The sequence below is a fragment of the Arthrobacter sp. 2MCAF14 genome (assembly GCF_052115645.1).
In the GTDB taxonomy this organism is placed as follows: domain Bacteria; phylum Actinomycetota; class Actinomycetes; order Actinomycetales; family Micrococcaceae; genus Arthrobacter.
Genome location: NZ_JBFRHB010000006.1, coordinates 1 through 19,040 on the forward strand (window position 1 = coordinate 1; position 19,040 = coordinate 19,040).

The 19,040-nt window shown below is 65.3% G+C and carries 20 protein-coding genes and 1 pseudogene; 8 read left to right on the forward strand and 13 right to left on the reverse strand.

The window, feature by feature from the left end; genetic code table 11:
• Window positions 1–142 precede the first annotated feature (142 nt).
• The 4 genes from AB4074_RS06470 to AB4074_RS06485 all read right to left on the reverse strand — a co-directional run bounded on the left by AB4074_RS06470 (window position 143) and on the right by AB4074_RS06485 (window position 2,835).
• Entirely contained in the window at window positions 143–1,174 is a 1,032-nt protein-coding gene (locus tag AB4074_RS06470) for a DUF6707 family protein (protein ID WP_441412633.1), read from the reverse strand.
• 89 nt (window positions 1,175–1,263) lie between these two features.
• Complete coding sequence (locus AB4074_RS06475; RefSeq protein ID WP_059388553.1) at window positions 1,264–1,803, reverse strand: NUDIX hydrolase family protein; 540 nt, start codon at window positions 1,801–1,803, stop codon at window positions 1,264–1,266.
• 43 nt (window positions 1,804–1,846) lie between these two features.
• Window positions 1,847–2,512, reverse strand: a complete 666-nt coding sequence (locus AB4074_RS06480; protein ID WP_441412634.1) for an RraA family protein — start codon at window positions 2,510–2,512, stop codon at window positions 1,847–1,849.
• Window positions 2,509–2,835 carry a RidA family protein gene (locus tag AB4074_RS06485; protein WP_441412635.1) on the reverse strand — a complete coding sequence of 109 codons (327 nt, stop codon included), beginning with the start codon at window positions 2,833–2,835 and terminating at the stop codon, window positions 2,509–2,511. Before AB4074_RS06485 ends, AB4074_RS06480 begins: the two co-directional genes overlap by 4 nt.
• On the opposite strand from AB4074_RS06485, the pseudogene AB4074_RS06490 reads away from it, so the two are divergent.
• Window positions 2,786–3,400: pseudogene (locus AB4074_RS06490) on the forward strand (M20/M25/M40 family metallo-hydrolase); the annotation flags it as partial. The gene AB4074_RS06485 and the pseudogene AB4074_RS06490 sit on opposite strands and share 50 nt — an antisense overlap.
• 165 nt (window positions 3,401–3,565) lie before the next feature.
• On the opposite strand, the gene AB4074_RS06495 reads toward AB4074_RS06490, so the two are convergent.
• Window positions 3,566–4,234, reverse strand: a complete 669-nt coding sequence (locus AB4074_RS06495; RefSeq protein ID WP_441412636.1) for a VOC family protein — start codon at window positions 4,232–4,234, stop codon at window positions 3,566–3,568.
• 60 nt (window positions 4,235–4,294) lie between these two features.
• On the opposite strand from AB4074_RS06495, the gene AB4074_RS06500 reads away from it, so the two are divergent.
• Window positions 4,295–4,900: a YdeI/OmpD-associated family protein gene (locus tag AB4074_RS06500; RefSeq protein WP_441412637.1), complete on the forward strand. Its 606-nt coding sequence runs from the start codon at window positions 4,295–4,297 to the stop codon at window positions 4,898–4,900.
• Window positions 4,901–4,910: 10 nt separating this feature from the next.
• On the opposite strand, the gene AB4074_RS06505 is transcribed toward AB4074_RS06500, so the two are convergent.
• Window positions 4,911–5,420, reverse strand: coding sequence for a hypothetical protein (locus tag AB4074_RS06505; protein WP_441412638.1), 510 nt, complete (start codon window positions 5,418–5,420; stop codon window positions 4,911–4,913).
• Complete coding sequence (locus tag AB4074_RS06510; RefSeq protein ID WP_441412639.1) at window positions 5,417–6,628, reverse strand: glycoside hydrolase family 76 protein; 1,212 nt, start codon at window positions 6,626–6,628, stop codon at window positions 5,417–5,419. The genes AB4074_RS06505 and AB4074_RS06510 overlap by 4 nt, the downstream gene beginning before the upstream one ends.
• 110 nt (window positions 6,629–6,738) lie before the next feature.
• On the opposite strand from AB4074_RS06510, the gene AB4074_RS06515 reads away from it, so the two are divergent.
• Both AB4074_RS06515 and AB4074_RS06520 read left to right on the forward strand, forming a co-directional pair.
• The gene (locus AB4074_RS06515) at window positions 6,739–7,530 is read left to right on the forward strand and encodes an SDR family NAD(P)-dependent oxidoreductase (protein WP_441412640.1); all 792 of its coding nucleotides are present in this window, start codon (window positions 6,739–6,741) and stop codon (window positions 7,528–7,530) included.
• Window positions 7,531–7,535: 5 nt separating this feature from the next.
• On the forward strand, window positions 7,536–8,780 hold the full coding sequence (locus AB4074_RS06520; RefSeq protein WP_441412776.1) for an acyl-CoA dehydrogenase family protein: 1,245 nt from the start codon (window positions 7,536–7,538) through the stop codon (window positions 8,778–8,780).
• A 118-nt stretch (window positions 8,781–8,898) separates the two neighbouring features.
• Here the strand turns inward: AB4074_RS06520 and AB4074_RS06525 are convergent, their stop codons facing one another.
• The 3 genes from AB4074_RS06525 to AB4074_RS06535 all read right to left on the reverse strand — a co-directional run bounded on the left by AB4074_RS06525 (window position 8,899) and on the right by AB4074_RS06535 (window position 12,011).
• Window positions 8,899–9,231 carry an L-rhamnose mutarotase gene (locus AB4074_RS06525; protein WP_441412641.1) on the reverse strand — a complete coding sequence of 111 codons (333 nt, stop codon included), beginning with the start codon at window positions 9,229–9,231 and terminating at the stop codon, window positions 8,899–8,901.
• A 65-nt stretch (window positions 9,232–9,296) separates the two neighbouring features.
• The gene (locus tag AB4074_RS06530) at window positions 9,297–10,691 is read right to left on the reverse strand and encodes an MFS transporter (RefSeq protein WP_441412642.1); all 1,395 of its coding nucleotides are present in this window, start codon (window positions 10,689–10,691) and stop codon (window positions 9,297–9,299) included.
• Between the two features lie 261 nt (window positions 10,692–10,952).
• Window positions 10,953–12,011: a LacI family DNA-binding transcriptional regulator gene (locus tag AB4074_RS06535; protein WP_441412643.1), complete on the reverse strand. Its 1,059-nt coding sequence runs from the start codon at window positions 12,009–12,011 to the stop codon at window positions 10,953–10,955.
• Between the two features lie 169 nt (window positions 12,012–12,180).
• Between AB4074_RS06535 and AB4074_RS06540 the strand changes: the two genes are divergently transcribed.
• Genes AB4074_RS06540 through AB4074_RS06550 form a run of 3 tightly spaced genes read left to right on the forward strand, consistent with a single transcriptional unit; the run spans window position 12,181 to window position 15,415 of the window.
• Window positions 12,181–13,350: a Gfo/Idh/MocA family protein gene (locus AB4074_RS06540; RefSeq protein WP_441412644.1), complete on the forward strand. Its 1,170-nt coding sequence runs from the start codon at window positions 12,181–12,183 to the stop codon at window positions 13,348–13,350.
• Entirely contained in the window at window positions 13,350–14,564 is a 1,215-nt protein-coding gene (locus AB4074_RS06545; protein WP_441412645.1) for a dihydrodipicolinate synthase family protein, read from the forward strand. Before AB4074_RS06540 ends, AB4074_RS06545 begins: the two co-directional genes overlap by 1 nt.
• Window positions 14,561–15,415 (forward strand): sugar phosphate isomerase/epimerase family protein, encoded by an 855-nt coding sequence (locus AB4074_RS06550; protein WP_441412646.1) that lies wholly within the window; start codon window positions 14,561–14,563, stop codon window positions 15,413–15,415. Before AB4074_RS06545 ends, AB4074_RS06550 begins: the two co-directional genes overlap by 4 nt.
• Before the next feature lie 48 nt (window positions 15,416–15,463).
• Here the strand turns inward: AB4074_RS06550 and AB4074_RS06555 are convergent, their stop codons facing one another.
• The gene (locus tag AB4074_RS06555) at window positions 15,464–15,895 is read right to left on the reverse strand and encodes a helix-turn-helix domain-containing protein (protein WP_441412647.1); all 432 of its coding nucleotides are present in this window, start codon (window positions 15,893–15,895) and stop codon (window positions 15,464–15,466) included.
• Window positions 15,825–16,403, reverse strand: coding sequence for a DUF6597 domain-containing transcriptional factor (locus tag AB4074_RS06560; protein ID WP_441412648.1), 579 nt, complete (start codon window positions 16,401–16,403; stop codon window positions 15,825–15,827). The genes AB4074_RS06555 and AB4074_RS06560 overlap by 71 nt, the downstream gene beginning before the upstream one ends.
• Here AB4074_RS06560 and AB4074_RS06565 point away from each other — a divergent pair.
• Window positions 16,338–16,853 (forward strand): VOC family protein, encoded by a 516-nt coding sequence (locus AB4074_RS06565; RefSeq protein WP_441412649.1) that lies wholly within the window; start codon window positions 16,338–16,340, stop codon window positions 16,851–16,853. The two genes, AB4074_RS06560 and AB4074_RS06565, sit on opposite strands and share 66 nt — an antisense overlap.
• Before the next feature lie 55 nt (window positions 16,854–16,908).
• On the opposite strand, the gene AB4074_RS06570 is transcribed toward AB4074_RS06565, so the two are convergent.
• Complete coding sequence (locus AB4074_RS06570) at window positions 16,909–19,020, reverse strand: DUF6807 family protein (RefSeq protein ID WP_441412650.1); 2,112 nt, start codon at window positions 19,018–19,020, stop codon at window positions 16,909–16,911.
• Between the last annotated feature and the right edge of the window lie 20 nt (window positions 19,021–19,040).

Here is a 19,040-nt window from a genome sequence, read left to right on the forward strand (position 1 = left end):
CCCACCCAGCCACCCGGCGCAACCAGGACCAACAGTGGAACACCGAAGGGCAGCGAGGCCTGGCACCCCAGCATGCTCCCTGCCCGCACAACGAGCCGAACCGGATTCAAATCATCAGCCCGGGCACATCGGTGGATCGAGGCTAAGCCCGCACGGCCTCGAGTTCGTTCGCGATCCGGTGATCTAGTTCACCTACGCCAAGGGTGTTCGAGCCGCCGTGCGAACGGAGGAACAGCAGGGTTTCGAGCCGGAGCAGCCGCCATTCACGCTCGGCATCGCGATTGCCGTTGTCGATGGAGCGGAAGATTTCCTTGTCGTACAGGTTCGGTTCGTTGAGCCCGCGCTGCCGGACCTTGGCGGCGATCCGGGCCTTGAACGGGTCTGTCTCGATGGTGTCGGGGGCTTGCAGGAGTTGATCGTAGACTTCCGCACGTTCCGTTTGGCCGAGCTCGCGGCAAATGAAGCTGGAAAGTGCGAGGGAACGCTCAACGGACATCCACCGGTCGCGGTTTCCGTCGTAGGGGAGCACGTTGAGAATATCGGCCACCGCGAGGGCATGGTCCGGATCCCGCAGTTCGATGAAAAGATCGTGGGCCAGGTCGCTCAGATCCCGCAGGCAGCTTCCCGACTTCGTGTTGATGCCCTTCACGAGGCGGTCGCTCAGTACAGCGACGCCGTTCCTGCCGGGGTGCGCTTCCGCAGCGGCGGCCACGACGTCCTCCGGCGAGTCGGTCGGTTCCGGGATCAGCGCGAGCTGCTCGGGACTTGGTGCCGTCGATCCGCTCACAGTCGGTGCCACAGCGGGCAAAGGAGGTACGACGACGGCGGGAACGGCTTCCGCGGGTGAGTCACCGGCGTCGGGGGTAACGGCGTCGGGCTCGCCGCCGGAAACCGGCTCCGCCAGCAGGGCCGGCTCTTCGGCGAGCGTGTCGTCGTCGTCGGGAACGACAGCTGCTTCGCCCACCGGGACGCTGGACCCGATCGCGATCCGCACTTTTCCGCCGTCGAGCGTGGTCACCAGAATGAGTGCGGGCACGCCAAAATCGTCGTGTTCGAGCTCGATGTGCGTGATTTCCTCCGCGGGACCATCCCCAGGGAGGAACAGGTAGTCCCCGATTTGCAGGGCCCCAGCCTGCTTTTCACGGTACTGCTGGTCGGCCGGGCTGTGAGTCATCGGAAGTCCTTTGGTTCTCTTGGGGTCCGCCCAACAGTCTATAAAACCCACCCAACAAATCGGGGAGGTGGCTACTGCCCGCGCTGCCGCTACTGTCCGACGCCGGCAAAAGCCAAGGCCTGGCGTACCAGATTGCCTCGACCGCCGCTGAATTCCTGCTGGACGTCGTCGCTGAGGATTTCCTGCGGAGTCATCCACGTCAGCTCGAGGGCGTCCTGGCGCGGTTCGCACTCGCCGGTCACGGGGATGACATAGACGAGGGACACTGCGTGCTGGCGGTCGTCCGTGAAGCCGGTCTGCGACGGCGCCGGGAAGTATTCGGCCACCGTGAACGGCACGGGACTGACGGGCAACTGGGGGAAGGCCAGCGGCCCGAGGTCCTTTTCCATGTGCCGCAACAGCGCGGCACGGATGGTTTCGCGGTACAGCACGCGGCCGGACACGAAGGATCGGACCATGGTGCCGTCGGCGTCGCCCTGGAGCAGGGTACCTACCTCGTTGACGAATCCGAGTGGATCCAGACGCACGGGAACCGCCTCCACGTAAACCATGGGGAGGCGGCCGCGGGCTTCGAAGAGGTCTTCATCGGAAAGCCAGCCGGAGTACGGGTCAGGGGTACGAACACTCATGGTTAAGTTCTACCTCATCCCATGCCGTTCCATGTCGCACGAATCAGACAGCCAGGATTGCGTCGAGCGATTCTCCTGCAGCGATGCGTCCCAGGATTGCCGGTTCGGCAGCATCCGAGGCCGCGGCCCGGTCGACGACGGCACTGGCGGCTTCTGCGCTCAGCACCACCACGCCGTTGCTGTCCGCGAGCACGAAGTCACCCGGGTTGACCGTGACGCCACCGCACCGAACCGGTACGTTCACGGCCGAACCGGTGCCGTAGACGCGCTTCGTAGTGAGGGACGAGGTGCCGCGGGCAAAGACGGGGAGCGCGGTCTGCCCCAGTTCCAGCAGATCGGTCGCCACACCATCCACGACGACGCCGGCAGCGCCTTGCGCTTTCGCCGCGGCGGCCGTGACGGCCCCCACGGGGGCGTGACGGTGGTCGCCGGACATGTCCACCACCAGCACGCTGCCCGGGGTCAGGGCGAGCAGCGCGCGGTTCATGGCGATGGCGTCATTGTCGACGATCCGGACGGTGACGGCCGGGCCGGCGATCTTGACGGCGTCGAGACCTTCGCCCGTCAGCGAGGAGTCCAGCCACGATTGGATGGCCGGATCGACAAATCCGTCCTCCAGGAAGTGTCCGATAGTGGGGTAGCTGACCTCGGAAAGCCGGGCCAACAGGCCTGCCGAGGACACGAGCTCAGCCGTGGAAGCCCCGCTCACGCGAGCACCGCCACGCATTCAATCTCGAGGGATACTCCCCAGAGGCTCACGCATACCGAAGTGCGCGCGGGCTTCGCCGAGCCGAAGTACTCCGTGTAGACGCGGTTGTACTCCTCGAGTTGGTCCTGGCTGGTCAAGTACGTGTTGACCTTGACCACGTGCGCCAGGCTGGAACCGGCTGCTTCCAGTACCGTACGCAGGTTTTCGATGGTCTGCCGGACTTGTGCTTCGAAGGTCTCCGGTTGGTCATCCAGGCCCGTGATGGCCGGGATCTGGGCAGCCAACAAGTACGAATTCGTGGTCCACGGCGAGCAGGCGCACACAGGCTCAGCCGTGATCGCGGACCGCAAGGACGCTCTCCTGGGAGCCTCGATGCTGGTGGTTGCCGCCCGGGACATCGCCAACCGCTTCCCCGGTGTGCTCCACACCTCGGTGGGGCAGTTGAACGTCTACCCGAACTCGCCCGTTGTGGTGCCGTCCCGCGTCAGCCTGCTGTTGGACCTGCGCAGTGCGGATGAGTCCGTACTCGCCCAGGCCGATGCCTTGCTGCATGAGCGCATCGCGGAAATCGAGGCGCTTGCCAACGTTTCCGTCGAACAGCACCATTCGCACTCGTGGCCGGTCACTCCATACCAGCCCGAGGGCGTTGAACTCGCCGCCAAGGTTGCCGCCGACATAGGACTGTCCAACAAGGAAGTCATGACCCTGGCCGGGCACGATTCCACCAACATGAAGGACATCGTTCCCACAGTGATGCTCTTTGTTCCCAGCGTGGACGGCATCTCCCACAACGAGCACGAATACACCAAGGACGAGGACATCGTAGCGGGCCTGGCAATGCTCACCGAGGTGGTCAACAGGCTCTGCAACGGAGCGCTGGAGGACTAGCCAAACGCCCGCTCACTTATGTCGTCTAATCGGGCGACGCTCGCTCGCGTATGTGGCCAAAATCGGGATCCCGCGCTCAGATGATCTGAGCGAGCGTTGGGGAAAAGACCGATATAGGTGAGCGAGCGTTGGGGGAAAGGCGCATATAAGTGAGCGAGCGTCGGGTTAGAGGGTCCGGGTCACGCTGATGGATCCGCCGCGCGGTGCCTGGATCGTGAGGAGCGATCCGGTCCGGGCTGCCCTGAGTCCGGCGGCGGCGAGCCGGGCTTCCAGGGCAGCCAGGTCGCCGTCGTACTCGAAAGCGAGGCCTCCCGCAGCCGTCTCCGGAGACTGCCGGACCAAAAGGATTCCGCCGTTCTTCGTGCTGAAGTCCGCGAAGTCCGCGGACGCCCGCCGCGGTCGCGCGCCGATGTTGTGCAACTCCGACGCGGCCCCCGGCACATCGGGCGTGAGCCAGGTCCCGACGACGGCGAGCCCCGGATCCGCTTCCGGGCTGGTCGTGCGGCTGCTCGCCTTGTCGGCGAGGAAGGTGAAGCCGTCCCGGGCGGTAATGCGCACGGCCTGGCCGTGATCGGCGTCGAACAGTTCGGCGCGGGTCCCGTCCGCTACGGTGCGCCGGGCGAACTCGGCCAAATCCCCGACCTCGACGCCGAACACGGTAGTGCCGTCGTCGAGCGAGCCCGCGGAAGCACGGTGCATGGCCACCCGGCCCGAGCCGGCGTCGAACTCCACCCAATCGCCGTCGTCCTCCACGCACACGAGGCCCAGCGCCGCAAGAAGGTGCTTCCAGCCGGCGACGTCGGACGTGAACTGGATGGGACGGACGCGCAACATGGATCCTCCGCAGAAGTCAGTGGGCTTTCGCCACAGCCTAGCTGGCACCAGAATGGGGCCATGGCTGTTGAACTCGAAGAACTGATCGTCAAAGACGCTGCCGAATGGCGGGCCTGGCTCGAAAAGAATGGCGCCGATAGCCCTGGCGTGTGGCTCGTGCTGCACAAGAAGGGCGGCAACGTGACGGAACTGGATTACGCCGCTGCCTTGGATGAGGCCCTTTGTTTCGGTTGGATCGACGGCCAAGGCAGAAGGCGCGACGACGCGAGCGTCTTCCAGCGCATGACCCGTCGCGGCCCCAAAAGCCCGTGGTCCAAACGGAACGTGGGCCACATTGCCCGTTTGGAAGCTGAGGGCAAGATGACCCCGGCCGGATGGGCCGCCGTCGACAGCGCCAAGGCGGACGGGCGTTGGGAAGCTGCCTACGTGGGCCAAGCGGACGCGGAAGTCCCGGAGGACCTCGCTGCCGCCATCGCCGCCGTTCCGGAAGCCCAGGCGATGTTCGACGTGCTGACGTCGGTCAATCGCTACGCCCTGATCTACCGCACCAACTCGGTGAAGAAGGCGGACACGCGAGCCAGGAAGATCGCTGGCTTTGTCGAGATGTTGGCGCGGCAGGAAACCCCGCATCCGCAGAGGAAAAAGTCGGCGCCTGTGGGGGAGTAACCGCGGGGATCTACTCGGGCTTCTCAGCGGACAGACCGACGATCCAGCCTGGAGTGTCTTCCCCGAGCCGCTGGTCCAGCACGACCCTGGCCTTTGCTGCGGCGATCTGGACCTTGCGGTCTTCAGCGCTCACCGAATCGGGACGCTGCGACCGGGTGACGGCTCGGGTTTCGGATGCAGTGGCAGCTGCCAGGAGCTCATCCTCCGTGCCGACTTTGAGGAGCGCTAGTTCCTCCCGTGACGCGAGTTCGCTTTGGCCCAGAATCTCGATGGCCTTTTGCCCCATTTCAGCCTCGGAGCGGCTCCGGGACAGGGACGCATCCAGCGCCCACTGAGCACGGCGCCACCACTCGGACCTGTTGTCCGCCCTCGCCTTCTGCCGCAAGGACAGGAGGCCAACGATCGCGGCAACGATCGCCGCAACAAGGACAGCGAGCGGGCTGAGCGCTCCAAGGATCTGCCACCATTCCGCCGGCGGAGCGACCACGGTGACAGGCAACGGACTCGGGGACGGGTTCACAGCTCCAGACTAGGCCCCGGCCCTGACAATTGCCGGACGCGCGCGGCGGCTTCGAGCACCGTCCACGCCTGCAGTTGCGTGGAGAGTTCGACGGCGGTGCCCGCCGGATACGTCTGGGAGGCCGGACGCTGTGGTTCCGTCGAGAAGACGAGCCAGCCGTCGTCGTCGTACTTTCCGGACGCCCCGTGGGCAGCGTCGGTGCGCACAGTCCGCCCCGCCCAGACCGCCTCCGCGGTGTCGAGCACGAGATGCCCGGCGGTGGCCCGGGCAGGTGAGGGCAACCGCGGGTCCCCGGTGGCGAGGGCCAGGTAACGGACGAGGATTCCGGTGAAAAGTCCGCCGTCGCCGGTGCCTTCGCCGCGAAGAACGAGCCTCCCCGCCCCGTCAGGCGGACCGGGGAGCGTCAGATGTTCAGCCACCGAGCCCACCAACGCGGCTGCGCGGGCCAGGTTCGCATCTCCACCCAACTCCAACAAGGCGCCGAGGACAGGACCCTGGTTGTAGGTGTAGATCTCTTCCGCGAGGACGAGCTTGCCCTCCTTGATCCAAGCGCCGTCGAGGTACAAGCCGCGGGTGGGTTCGAAGAGCGTGGCATCGAGCCAGTCCAGGAGCCCTTGGGCCCGCTCCTGCTTGCCGGTCCGGGCGAAGTGCAGGGCCACCGGCGCTGTGGCCGGGGTGTTCTTGAAATCGCGTTTGGTGCTCCAGAAGGTGCCGCCAGCCATGTGTTCAGTGGAGGCCGACTCGAATTGCGGAGAGAGGTTTTCCTGCAGCCGGGCGTTGCGTCGGCGGCCGGGCTGGTGCGCCCTTTCGGCCAAGGCGTCCAAACGCAGGACGGCGAGAGCGAGCCACGCCATGTCGTCGTAGTAGCTGTTGACGTAGCGCAGGAAGTTGCGCAAGCGGATAGTGCTGACCAGGCGTGAAGCGAGCCGGCCCGCGCTCGGGTGATCCCCGCCGTCGAACCTTGATCCCGAGGCCAGTTCGCGCAACCCGGCGTCCACGAGGCAATCGACGTAGTGCGCCTGCCACCAGTAGTTCCATGGCTGACCCGGAAAACGCGTGGACGGCCGGACCGACGCCGCAAGGTGCGTTCCGGGAAGGAAAAGGAGGCGCCGACCGAAATGCCGGGTCACCGAACGCGCCGCGTGGTCGGCTCGCGCGGCCCAATCCGGTGTTCCGGAGGTGCGCTGCGGCGTGTCGGGAGCGGACATGGTGACAGCCTAACGCCGCGCGCTTGGCCGCAGGCCCCTCCCCAGTGCACAATCAAAGTGATTCAGTTAACATTCATTAACGGATTTTGGTTCTGCATCGAGGAGGATGGATGGACATCAAGGGCGCAGTTGCGTTGATAACCGGCGGGGCTTCGGGACTGGGGGCCGCAACCGCGAGGCGATTGCTCGACGCCGGAGCATCGGTGGTGCTACTTGACCTCCATTCCTCTCCCGGCGAGTCCCTCGCTGCCGAACTCAATGCCTCGGGAGCCGACGGCAGGGCCGTGTTCGTTCCCGCCGACGTCACCAACGAAGAACAAGTGCAGGCCGCCGTCGACGCTGCCGTCGCGCTGGGTCCGCTCCGGATCCTGGTCAACTGTGCCGGCGTGGCAACCCCGGGCAAGGTGCTCGGCAAAGACGGCGTGCTGCCGCTGGAGAACTTCAACAGAGTCATCCAGATCAACCTCGTGGGCACCTTCAACGTGATCCGCCTGGCCGCCGCCGCGATGGCCCAAAACGAACCTGCGTCCACCGAGCTCGGTGGCGAGGAACGCGGCGTCATCATCAGCACGGCCTCCGTGGCGGCTTTCGATGGGCAGATCGGGCAGCCTGCGTATGCCGCGTCCAAGGGAGCCGTGGCCGCGATGACGTTGCCCCTGGCCCGTGAATTTGCGCGCTCGCTGGTACGGGTCATGGCCATTGCACCGGGCATCTTCGAAACACCCATGCTGGCCGGCTTGCCCCAGGACGCGCAGCTCTCCCTCGGCCAGCAGGTACCGCACCCGGCACGTCTTGGCCGCCCCGCCGAGTACGCCAACCTCGTGGCGCACATCGTGGAAAACGCCATGCTCAACGGCGAAACCATCCGCCTCGACGGCGCGATCCGGATGGCACCGAAGTGAGCCAGATGCACAAGCTGGCGGCCGCCGTCGAGCACTCGGCTGGTTCCCTGCCTTCGGCGGATTTTTTCGATTTCGAGTCCCTCCTCAGCGTCCAGGAACAGCGCAAACTCGACGAGCTCCGGGAGTTCCTGGCCACGGAGATCGCGCCGTATGCCAAGGATTGGTGGGACAAGGCCGAGTTCCCGGCACACATCCTGCCCAAGCTCGCGGCCCTTCGCCTGAGCACCCCCACGCACCGCGGCTACAGCAACCTGTTTGCAGGGTTGGTGATCGCGGAAATGACCCGCGTGGACACCTCCATTGCCACGTTCTTCATGGTCCACCACGACCTCTTCATCGAGGCGCTCTACGAGTTCGGCTCCAAGGACCAGCAGGACCGCTACCTAGACGACGCCTCCAACCTCCGGACCACAGGAGCGTTTGCGCTCACGGAACCGGACCACGGCTCCGACGTTGCCGGCGGCCTGCAGACGGTTGCCCGCCGGGTCGTCGGGGGAGCCGAGGACGGCGGCGACTACTGGGTGCTGAACGGTGCCAAGCGCTGGATCGGCAACGGGACGTTCTGCGACCACATGCTGGTCTGGGCCCGGGACGAAGCCGACGGCGCCGTCCGGGGTTTCATCGTGGATGCCACGCTGCCTGGGGTGACGCGGACCAAGATCGAAAACAAGATTGCCCTGCGCACCGTTCAAAACGCCGACATTGTCCTCAAAGACGTCCGGATCGCCGAGGCGGACCGCTTTTCCGGGACCAACAGCTTCGCTGACACCAACCACCTTCTACGCGGATCCAGGCTCATGGTGGCCTGGCAGGCCGTGGGGCAGCAGTTGGCGGCATTCGACGTCGCCCGACAGTATGCGCTTGACCGCCAGCAGTTCGGCCGCCCGCTTGCGAAGTTCCAACTCATCCAGCAGCAATTGGTGGACATGCTCGGAAATGCCGTGGCAAGCATGGGCATGATGGTGCGGATCGCCCAGCTGCAGGAGGACATCTACACGGACAGCAAGGGAGTGCGGCACGGCGGAGCCCAGATGGCCCAGGTGGCCCTGGCCAAGGCGTACTGCAGCGCCCGGATGCGCGAAACCGTGGCGATGGGCCGGTCCATCCTGGGTGGGAACGGCATCGTGACCGATTACCGGATGGCCAAAATCTTTGCCGATGCCGAGGCGATCTACACGTACGAAGGATCGTTCGAGATCAACTCGCTCATCGTGGGCCGGGCCGTGACAGGGGTCTCCGCGATCGTTTGAGGGGTTTTCCGGGACCTCGCTTGTGACGGCGACACAGGGCGCCATTCCGGGGCTCGTTTCCCAGGCCGGAGCTTGAAGCGCGGCGATGGGAAACAAGCCCCGGTTTGAGCGTGAGGCCTCAGTCCCTGGACAGCTGGTCCTCGAGATTGAAGATTTCCGTGAGTTGGACGAATCCTTGGTCCGGCGCCCGTGCGTGGTCTTCGAACAGCAGGGCCATTTCTGCCTGCCAACGGGCATTCACATCAGTCAGGGCCATGCGGGCTCGTGCCGCATCGAAATCGTCGCATTCCACGTATCCCACTAGCAGCCCGTCGTCGGCGAGGAACAACGAATAGTTGTTCCAGCCGGCCGCTTTGAGTTCACGGAGCATCTCCGGCCAAACGGCCGCGTGTCGGCGTCGATATTCGGGAATCTGGCTGGGCGTGACCGAGGAACGGAAGCAGACACGCATGTGGATTCTCCTCTTTCTGTGAATCGTTTCATTCAAAGCCCGCGAATCACCGCAAATCGTGCGGCTTACCGGGTGCCGTTCCTGAGCCGGCGGTACTCCTCGCGGGGAACCGGCGTCGCGTCCGGCGTGCCCAGCTGATTGAGGGGGATGCGGTACGTTTCCCGGGCCGACCAGGCGGCCACGGCTCCGATGATGCAGATTCCGAAGCAGATGGACCCGATGATGAGCGGTACGTTCGCGGACCCCGGCGGGGCGATCGCCGCGAAGATACTCGGAAGGAACGCGGTGATGACGAGGCCGATGTTCTGCGAGATGGCGAATCCCGTGACTCGGGTGCGGGCGGGGAAGAGTTCTTGGAAGTAGCTGGCGAACGTTGCATTCCAGACTTGGTAGAGCGTGCCCCACATGAGGATCGAGAGGATGATGGTGAGCAGTACGTTGTTCTGGCTGACTGCGTACAGGTAGGCGTAGGCCAGCACGCCGGAGCTCAATGAGCCGAAGATCATCAACGGCCTGCGGCCGAAACGGTCCGACAGATCTCCGAACAAGGGGATGAGGGCCAGTGCGACGACGTTGGCCAGGACCGGGATCCAGAGGTAGACGGTGGTGCTCATGCCGACGCCGTAGCCCGGCTGGGTGGCGTAAGCCGCACCGAACACTGCCACGGTGACGCCGACGACGTTGACCAGGGTCATGCAGATTGCGCGAACCACGTCGAGACCGCTTTCGCGCAGCACGCGGACGATCGGCATCTTCGGGATCTCTTGGTGCGCCTTTTCTTCGGTGAAGATGGGGGTTTCTTCGACCCGGCGGCGGATCATGTACCCGGCGAACACCACAAGGGCGCTGAGGAGGAACGGAATGCGCCAGCCCCAGGATTTGAACGATTCACTGGAGAGCATGGCAGAGAGTGGGAGGAAGACCGCGGCGGCGATGATCTGCCCGGCCTGGGTGCCCTGGAGCGCGAAGCTTGCGTAGAAGCCCCGGCGGCCGAAAGGTGCGTGCTCCACGATCATGGCGCTGGCACCGCTCAGTTCGCCGGCCACCGCGAAGCCTTGGATGAGCCGGACGGCAACCAGCAGGACGGGTGCCAAGACGCCGACCTGGCCGTAGGTGGGCAATAATGCGACGGCGAAGGTCGACGCGCCCATCATCAACATGGCCAAGACCAGAACGTTCTTGCGGCCATGTTTGTCGCCCCACTGTCCCAGGACGAATGCGCCGATCGGGCGGGCCACATAGCCCACGGCGTAGGTGCCAAGCGAAGCGATCAGCGCAACGGTCGGGTTTCCCGCGGGGAAGAAGACGCCGGGAAACACCAGCGCGGCGGCCTGTGCATAGATGAACCAGTCGTAGTACTCAAGGGCGCTACCGATCCAGCCGCTGGCTGCCGCTTTCCTTGTGGTGCTGGACTGTCGCGGTTCGATTGAACTTCGCTGCCTGCTCGCGTCGATCTTCATATTGTCCTCCTTTGGACAAGTCGTTGGGGCCACTGGAAGGCCTTCCCGCCTTTGGGTGTGGTTTCCAGTAGGAGTGCAGCGCCATCGCAAGAATCGGAGTGAGCTTCCGCTTGGTATGCGCTTTCCCATCTGGTAAGCGCTTTCCATAAGACACCCGCACAGCCCCGCTGTCAAGGTTAAGTTGTTGCGCCGGTCACACTGGCGGGACCTATCGGCCTGGCATGATCGGGTCATCGGTAGAGCCGCCGCGAACCCAGGGAACTAGGGCGAACTCGTGCTCCTGCGGAGGGTGACGCTCCCCGCGACGGCGGCCGGACCGCCGTCGTCGTCGTTGGAAAGGGCCGCCATGGTTGCCAGCCGTCCGATTTCTTCCAGTGGCAGGCTTACGGTGGAGAGCGCCGGCCGGAAGTCCCGGAGCCATTCGATGTCGTCGAACCCTGCGAGGCTGGCGTCGTGGGGGACTCTGAGCCCCTGGTCCCGCAACGCGGCGGCCACGCCGATAGCCATGACATCGTTCGTGCCGAAAATGCACAATTGTTGATCCGGCCCCGATCGGTCGGACGCCTTGATCCGCCAGGCCAGTTCAATGCCGGCGTCGAAACCGCCGTTCCGGTTGAACGCCACGTGCACAACGTCCGCGGCGGGCTGGCCGGCGTCGGACAAGCCTCGTTGGAATCCCATGACGCGCTCATCCGAAGTGGTCAGCCCCTCCGGCCCGGCCACAATGACGAACGGCCCTTTGTGGGTGCGCGCCAATGCGCGCGCCAGATCCCGCGCAAGTTGCTCGTTAGGGACGGCGATGGTGCGGTAGTTTGCCGTTTCGGCGACGCCTAGAATCGCTTGCCCGACGACGCCCACGCGCCCGCCGTTGCGGCAGTAACGGTCCAATTCGGCGGCTAGCTCGGTGTTCGCGCGGGCGTCTTCGGAACGTGTTGAACGCGATCCTGCGATGACGATCGACTCGGCCCGCCGTGCAGCGAAGGCGGCGACAGCTTCCTTCTCCTCGGCGGGTGTGCCGTTGGTGGTGGCGAGCAGGACCATGCGGCGCTCCTGCCGCGCGGCGGCCTGGACGCCTTGCGCTATGGCGGAAAAATATGGGTCCGCGATGTCGTGCACGATCAGGCCAATGAGCCCCGTGCTGGATTTCGCCAGCGCCTGGGCCTGGGCATTCGCGATGTAGCCGAGGGTGTCCGCCGCCTGCCGGACGCGCTCGGCGATCTCCGGTGCGGGTGTCCTGGCAGAGCCATTGAGCACCCGGGAGGCCGTGGCGGGGGAGACGCCGGCCAGTTTGGCCACTTCGGACAGCGTGCTTGCAGTCACGGACAACTCCTCTTCAAAAGCCTCAGTCTCTGGCACTTTCAGCAACATCCGATTATTGCAGTCCCGACTAGCCTCGGGAAAGCGATTGCCAGACCCGGAGTCGCGTGTCATCATGAATGCATTGGGAATGCGCTTTCCCACTTCATTTACTTTCCATTGAAGAGGACTCATGGGCTACGAAACAAAGACGATCCGCATCGCCATGAACGGCATCACCGGCCGGATGGGCTACCGCCAGCACCTGCTGCGTTCCATCCTCCCCATCCGGGACGCCGGGGGCTTCACCTTGGCAGACGGCACCCGCGTCCAGGTTGAACCGATCCTGGTGGGCCGCAACGAAGCGAAAATCCGCGAACTCGCCGAACTCCACAAAGTCTCCGAGTGGTCCACCGACCTCGACGCCGTCATCAACGACCCCACGGTGGACGTCGTTTTCGATGCGTCGATGACCAGCCTCCGCGCGGCGACGCTGAAGAAAGCCATGCGCGCCGGGAAACACATTTTCACCGAAAAGCCGACGGCGGAGACGCTGGAAGAAGCCATCGAGCTGGCCCGGATCGGCAAGGAATCCGGCGTGACGGCGGGCGTGGTGCACGACAAGCTGTACCTGCCGGGCCTGGTCAAGCTGCGCCGGCTCGTGGACGAAGGCTTTTTCGGCCGGATCCTTTCGATCCGCGGCGAGTTCGGTTACTGGGTCTTTGAGGGCGACGTCCAGTCAGCGCAGCGGCCATCTTGGAACTACCGCAAGGAAGACGGCGGCGGCATGACAACGGACATGTTCTGCCACTGGAACTACGTCCTTGAAGGCATCATCGGCAAGGTCAAGAGCGTCAACGCCAAGACCGCCACCCACATCCCGACCCGATGGGACGAGCAGGGGAAAGAATACAAGGCCACGGCCGACGACGCCTCCTACGGCATCTTCGAGCTCGAGACCCCGGGCGGGGACGACGTCGTCGGCCAGATCAACTCCTCCTGGGCCGTCCGCGTCTACCGCGACGAACTCGTGGAGTTCCAGATCGACGGCACGCACGGTTCCGCCGTCGCGGGCTTGAACAAGTGCGTTGCGCAGCAGCGCGCCCACACGCCCAAGCCGGTCTGGAACCCGGACTTGCCCGTCACGGAGTCCTTCCGCAGCCAGTGGCAGGAAGTCCCTGCCAACGCCGATCTGGACAACGGCTTCAAGCTGCAATGGGAAGAATTCCTGCGCGACGTCGTCGCGGGCCGGGAACACCGCTTCGGGCTCCTTTCCGCCGCCCGCGGTGTGCAGCTCGCCGAACTCGGGCTGCAGTCCTCGGCCGAGCGCCGCACCATCGACATCCCGGAGATCGTGCTCTGATGACTTCCCTTCTCCTTCCAAACCACGACGGCGGGACCCGCCTCTACAAGGTGCAGCCGGCCACGTCGTGGTCCAGGCCGACGGCACCGCTGACGTCCCGGCGCGCCTACGCTGCGGCGCATGTCATCCCCGAAACGACGGCCGACAACACCCCGGGCGCCCCGGCGCACTTGGACTGGGACACCACGATGGCGTACCGGCACGAGCTGTGGTCCTACGGCCTGGGCGTTGCCGATGCCATGGACACCGCCCAGCGCGGCATGGGCCTGGACTGGGCCGCCACGCAGCAGCTCATCAAGCGAACCGGCGTCGAAGCGGCCTCCGTGGTGGTGTCCGGCAACGCAGCCACTGCCGGCAAGAGCGTCCAGGACCTCGTCTCCTGCGGCGCCGGAACGGACCAGTTGGACCTGGACTCTGTTCCCGAGGGTCCCGCTGGTATCAAGGCAGTGTTGGACGCGTACCGCGAGCAGATCGCCGTCGTGAGCGAAGCAGGACCGAAGGTCATCATCATGGCGTCCCGGGCGCTGGCCAAAGTGGCTGCAAGGCCCGAGGACTACCTTCACGTCTACTCCACGCTCCTCAGCGAAGTGGACCAACCCGTCATCCTGCACTGGCTCGGGACGATGTTCGACCCCGCACTGGCCGGCTACTGGGGCTCGGACGACGTCGCCGAGGCAACAGAGACCTTCCTTGGCCTCATCCGCGATCACGCAGACAAAGTGGATGGCGTGAAAGTCTCGCTGCTGGACGCTTCGCATGAAGTTGCCCTGCGCGCGGCCCTGCCGGAGGGCGTCCGCCTCTACACCGGCGACGATTTCAACTACCCGGAACTCATCGACGGCGACGGCGCCCACCACTCGGACGCGCTGCTGGGCATCTTCGCCGCGATCTACCCTGCCGCCTCGGTGGCGCTGCAGAAGTACGACGCCGGCGATGCCGCGGACGCGCGCGCCATCCTGGACTCGACCCGCGAACTCGGCAAACACATCTTCAGCGCCCCCACGTTCTACTACAAGACCGGGATCGCCTTCATGTCCTGGCTCAACGGCAAGCAGCCCGGATTCCAGATGGTCGGCGGACTGCATTCCGGCCGCTCCGTGGTCCACCTGGCGCGCACCTTCGAACTCGCCGACCAGGCCGGGCTCCTGCGCGATCCCGCACTGGCCGCGTTCCGGATGTCCGAATACCTCCGCATCAACGGAGTGGGCGCATGAGCGACTTTTCACGGCTGTCACTGAACAGGCTTTCCTTGAACACTGCCACCACCAAAAAATGGACCCTCGCCGAAGCCGTGGACGGTTGCGTCCGGGCCGGAATTCCTGCGATCGGACCGTGGCGGGACATCGTTGCCGACACCGGCCTGGAGAAGGCCGCCAAGCTGATCAAGGACGCCGGACTTCGCGTCTCGTCCCTCTGCCGGGGCGGTTTCCTCACGGCGGCCGACGCCGAGGGGCAGGCGGCTGCGCTGGCGGACAACCGGGCGGCCATCCTGGAAGCCGTGGCGCTGGATACGCGGGAGCTGTTCCTGGTGGTCGGCGGGCTCGCGACTGGCGAGAAGGACGTCGTCGCGGCTCGCCAGCGCGTTGCCGATCGCCTCGAGGACCTGGTGCCCTTCGCCGTCGAGCACGGGGTCCGGCTGGTGCTCGAACCGCTGCACCCGATGTACGCCGCGGACCGGGCCCTCATCTCGACGCTGGGCCAGGCACTCGACCTCGCCGCACCGTACGACGCGAAGGCGGTCGGCGTCGCCGTCGACACCTTCCACGTGTGGTGGGACCCGGAACTGAAGCAGCAGATCCAGCGGGCAGGCCGGGAAAACCGGATCGCGTCCTACCAGGTGTGCGACTTCAACCTTCCGATCGCCGCCGACGCCCTGCTGTCCCGCGGCATGATGGGCGACGGCGTGATCGACTTCGCGACGATCGGCACCTGGGTGCGCGACGCCGGTTACACGGGCGACATCGAAGTGGAAATCTTCAACCAGGACATCTGGGACGCCGACGGCGATTCGGTCCTGGAAACTATGAAGCAGCGCTACGCGGAACTCGTGCTTCCGTACGCCTAGCAGCGCGGCGCGATCCCGATGACCAAATGGCCGGGAGTATCGCGGGTCCTATTCGAGAGGAGGGTGATCCGATGAAGCGTTGCGGTACGCGCCGGGTGTGAGCCCTAGGACGGTGCGGAAGTCGTTGGCGAGATGCGCTTGGTCCGAGTAGCCAAAGTCGGCCGCAATGGTTGCGATGTCGGAGTCCGGGTCGTTCCTGAGACGCTCTGAGGCTTCCTGTATTCGCCGACGACGGATCATGGCAGCCGGCGAGAGACCGACGTAACGTACAGCGAGCCGCTGTGCTGTTCGTGCAGAAACTCCTAGACGCCCGGCTACATCATCCAAGCGCACTATCGTCGAATCAGTGTCTATGAGGTCGGCCATCATGTTCGCACGCAAACCTTCCGCGTCCGGAGTCGGCACGTTCTCAACGAACCAGCTCGTGAACGCTTCGGCAGCCCGGAGATGCCGGCCGCTTGCATCCTCGGATCCCGTCATTGTGCGGACGACCGCGCCATGGAGGTCCGGGAAGTGTACCGGGCCGTATGCATCTCGATGAGCTGCGGGGGGCGGCCGTGAAGTGCGGGACGGCAGCGGGCCTTAACAGGGCGCCGACAGTCCATGCTCGACCAGTGAGGTCACGGGTGGAGCGCCGGCTTGTCGGTCCCGCGAAACCGACAAACGCTGGCTCCACGGTGAGATTTGACGTGGGGAACGAAATCAATTGTTGGCGCGACGTACGTCCTGGTGCGATGTCCCACTCGGCGATCCAGAACCACCGCACCAATGAGGAGATCCGGTCCGAGGAGGGCAGCCGGGAGAACCGTGGCAGGCTGCCGGGATAGAGAATTCCGCGTGAATCGCCGGTCATACTGCGGCATTCATGAAGTTGTCGCGAATCTTCAAGCCCCGCATTGCGCCGTCCTTTTATCGTGAAGACATGCCCGAAAAAACTGAGAAAACCGCCGCTGCACACGGCGATCACACGTCCCACGGTATCCCGCATGGTTCGACCAGCCTGACGCCGTTCCTCGTTGTACCGAACGCCCCCGCGGCGATCGTTTTCTATCGCGATCTGTTCGGCGCACGCATCGTCGACGTGACGGAAATCAATGCCGTCGTTGTTCACGCCGTCCTCGATTTCGGCGACGGTCGGCTCCAGATTGGTGAACCGGCCGTCGACTACCATCTCGTACCTCCTCCTGCTTGCGACGATGACTGCTGCTCGATGGGTTTCTATTGCAATGACGTCGACGGCGTCGTCGAGCGGGCCGAGGCGGCTGGCGCTACTATCCGCGAGCCGTTGATGACTTTCGTGTCCGGGGATCGGTTCTGCAGCATTCGTGATCCGTTCGGTATCCGCTGGACCATCATGACCCGAGGCGAGGACCTCTCCGATGAGGAAAGTGCTCGCCGGGTCGCCGAGTGGGCAAAAGAACAGACCCCCTCGTCCTGACGGGAGCTCCGTCGGCGCAGCCGCTCTCGCTAAGCCGCACTCAAGTTTTACGGGTCTATCCTGCAGCGGAAGCCCTGCCGGCCGTCAGTTCGGCGACCTCGGCCGGAGACAGCTTGGCGTCGACGATCCACACGGTGAAGGAGCGGACCAAGGATTCGCCTGCGCCGAGCTTCACTGGTCGGTCCCAGGCCAAGGCGGAACCCACTGCGGGGTAATCAGCCATCCGGACGAACCAGGGATCCTGTGCCTCAGCCGGGGTGGCGAACACCAGAGTGGCGGGGCCTTCAGGAAAATCCGCGGCCCAGGCCAGCCACGGCGACGCCGAGCCGTGGATTTCGGATTCACCGGCCCTCTCAGCTGTGAAGACTTCTGCCCCGGAGCACGCAGGCAGGCGCCAGAAGAAGCCGCCGTAGCCGCTTCCGAGGGCTCCGTTGGAGCCGGGGCCGCCCAGCGAGGAGTCGACGACGGCCCTCAGTTCTGTTCGGAGCTCGAGTTGCCACGTGCCGGGGTCGAGCAGGCTGGACCGGGCGGTGCGTCGTTCGCGGAGCAGTTCGGTGCCGTCCGGTGCCTGCCAGCTCAATTCCTGCTCCAGCAGGCCTGGACCGGACATTGTGGAGCGTTCGATGATGCGCCCGTGGTCTTGCCGTTCTTCGTAACGGCCTGCAGCGCGCGTGTACGTCTTGCCGCCCCAGAAATTGCTGCCGTTGACATCCTGCAACGCGAATCCCGCGCCGAGGTGCCAAGGGTGGTCCGCCGGGAGGTGGTCCGTGACCTTGACTCCGGCGAGCGTGCGGACCGGGTGCAGATAGGGCCTCGGGGAGATCCGCGCGGCAAGGCCGGCGCCGCTCTGCAGGGTTGCCAAGACGACGGCGGCCTGGTCGGTTTCAATCGCAGAGGTGCCCGGCTCACCGCCGCCGCTCGGCAGGCCGCCGTCGGGCAAGCTCAAAACCGGCCGATCGCTGTCGACGGCAGGCCGCGCCCACGGCACGCCAAGTTCGCTGAAGGTGGTGTGCGCCGCCGTCGAGCGTTCCAGGGCGTCTTCGATTCCGTTGATCACGGCACGGGCGGCGTCGCCTTCGCCCTCCCAGGTGACGTACTGCCCGGGGATCAGCGCGGGAGATTCTGCGGTGCGGATGGCCTCGAGGACCTGCATGAAGGCGCCGCTGTCCGCGAGCGGACTGATCAGCGGCGCGCCGGTTGCAAGGCCCTGCACGGAGCGTAGCTGGTGACGATGCTCCAGCAAGTCCTCGGTGAGGTCCACCCGGCTGTAGACCGTTTCGCGCTTCCCGGCGGCCGAGCTGACCGTGAGGCGGTCTTCGGTGTAATAGAACACCGCCGTGCCTTCGCTGCCCTGCAGGGTGATGTACGGTTCCACGGACTCGGCGGCGCAGAGAGTGAGCGCACACGTGATGGGCAGGCCCGCGGCGGTGCGGATCCGGATCACCGAGGTGTCGTCGGATTCGATGTCGTTGGCTCTGTACAAGTCCGTTTCCACGGAGACAAGATCGTCCACGGTCCGCGCCCCGGCGATCCTCAGGGCGGTGGCGATCGCGTGTGCCAGGGGGTTGGTTGCCACTCCGTCCACGACGTCGATGCCGTCCAGGCTGCGTTTGCCCGCCCATCGCGAGCGTTTGTAATAGGCGCGGTCACGCACCCAACGCCCGGTGGCCGAGATGCCCAGGAGCGTGCCGATCTCTCCCGCCGCAAGCAGTTCGTCAATGGCCGGGAGGGCCCGGGATCCGAGGCTTTGGAAGCCTACCTGGACGCTTCTGCCGGCCGCGGTGGCGGCTTCCTGCAGCCGATTGAAGTCGGCGAGGGAAGCGACTGGAGGCTTCTCGAGGTACAAATCGGCGTGGGAGAGCGTCGTGAGGGCGAGTTGCGCGTGCGTCTGGATAGGGGTGGCCACAATGACGAGGTCCAGCGCGGGGGTTCCCGCCAGCAGCTCGTCCAGGTTGCTGAATACGGCGGTTCCGGGCGGGAGGGCGCCGGGGGCAGGCGGATTCGGATCCGCTACGGCAACGAGGCGTACGACGCCGTTGGCCTGGAGCCTTTCGAGGTTCTGCAGGTGGTGCGCGCCGAAGCCGTGGACCCCCACAAGGGCCACCCGGCTTGCTTCAGGGCTGGGCTGTTCGCGTTCTGCCGGGACGGGCGTGGACAGGGTGCCCATGGCTCTCCTCATCTATCCCC

What these genes read in the sequence shown, in the direction of transcription:
- AB4074_RS06470 (WP_441412633.1), bottom strand. Translation starts at nt 1,174, where the DNA reads ATGACTCACAGCCCGGCCGACCAGCAGTACCGTGAAAAGCAGGCTGGG.
- AB4074_RS06475 (WP_059388553.1), bottom strand. Translation starts at nt 1,803, where the DNA reads ATGAGTGTTCGTACCCCTGACCCGTACTCCGGCTGGCTTTCCGATGAA.
- AB4074_RS06495 (WP_441412636.1), bottom strand. Translation starts at nt 4,234, where the DNA reads ATGTTGCGCGTCCGTCCCATCCAGTTCACGTCCGACGTCGCCGGCTGG.
- AB4074_RS06500 (WP_441412637.1), top strand. Translation starts at nt 4,295, where the DNA reads ATGGCTGTTGAACTCGAAGAACTGATCGTCAAAGACGCTGCCGAATGG.
- AB4074_RS06510 (WP_441412639.1), bottom strand. Translation starts at nt 6,628, where the DNA reads ATGTCCGCTCCCGACACGCCGCAGCGCACCTCCGGAACACCGGATTGG.
- AB4074_RS06515 (WP_441412640.1), top strand. Translation starts at nt 6,739, where the DNA reads ATGGACATCAAGGGCGCAGTTGCGTTGATAACCGGCGGGGCTTCGGGA.
- AB4074_RS06520 (WP_441412776.1), top strand. Translation starts at nt 7,536, where the DNA reads ATGCACAAGCTGGCGGCCGCCGTCGAGCACTCGGCTGGTTCCCTGCCT.
- AB4074_RS06525 (WP_441412641.1), bottom strand. Translation starts at nt 9,231, where the DNA reads ATGCGTGTCTGCTTCCGTTCCTCGGTCACGCCCAGCCAGATTCCCGAA.
- AB4074_RS06530 (WP_441412642.1), bottom strand. Translation starts at nt 10,691, where the DNA reads ATGAAGATCGACGCGAGCAGGCAGCGAAGTTCAATCGAACCGCGACAG.
- AB4074_RS06540 (WP_441412644.1), top strand. Translation starts at nt 12,181, where the DNA reads ATGGGCTACGAAACAAAGACGATCCGCATCGCCATGAACGGCATCACC.
- AB4074_RS06545 (WP_441412645.1), top strand. Translation starts at nt 13,350, where the DNA reads ATGACTTCCCTTCTCCTTCCAAACCACGACGGCGGGACCCGCCTCTAC.
- AB4074_RS06550 (WP_441412646.1), top strand. Translation starts at nt 14,561, where the DNA reads ATGAGCGACTTTTCACGGCTGTCACTGAACAGGCTTTCCTTGAACACT.
- AB4074_RS06555 (WP_441412647.1), bottom strand. Translation starts at nt 15,895, where the DNA reads ATGACGGGATCCGAGGATGCAAGCGGCCGGCATCTCCGGGCTGCCGAA.
- AB4074_RS06565 (WP_441412649.1), top strand. Translation starts at nt 16,338, where the DNA reads ATGCCCGAAAAAACTGAGAAAACCGCCGCTGCACACGGCGATCACACG.
- AB4074_RS06560 (WP_441412648.1), bottom strand. Translation starts at nt 16,403, where the DNA reads ATGCGGGATACCGTGGGACGTGTGATCGCCGTGTGCAGCGGCGGTTTT.
- AB4074_RS06570 (WP_441412650.1), bottom strand. Translation starts at nt 19,020, where the DNA reads ATGGGCACCCTGTCCACGCCCGTCCCGGCAGAACGCGAACAGCCCAGC.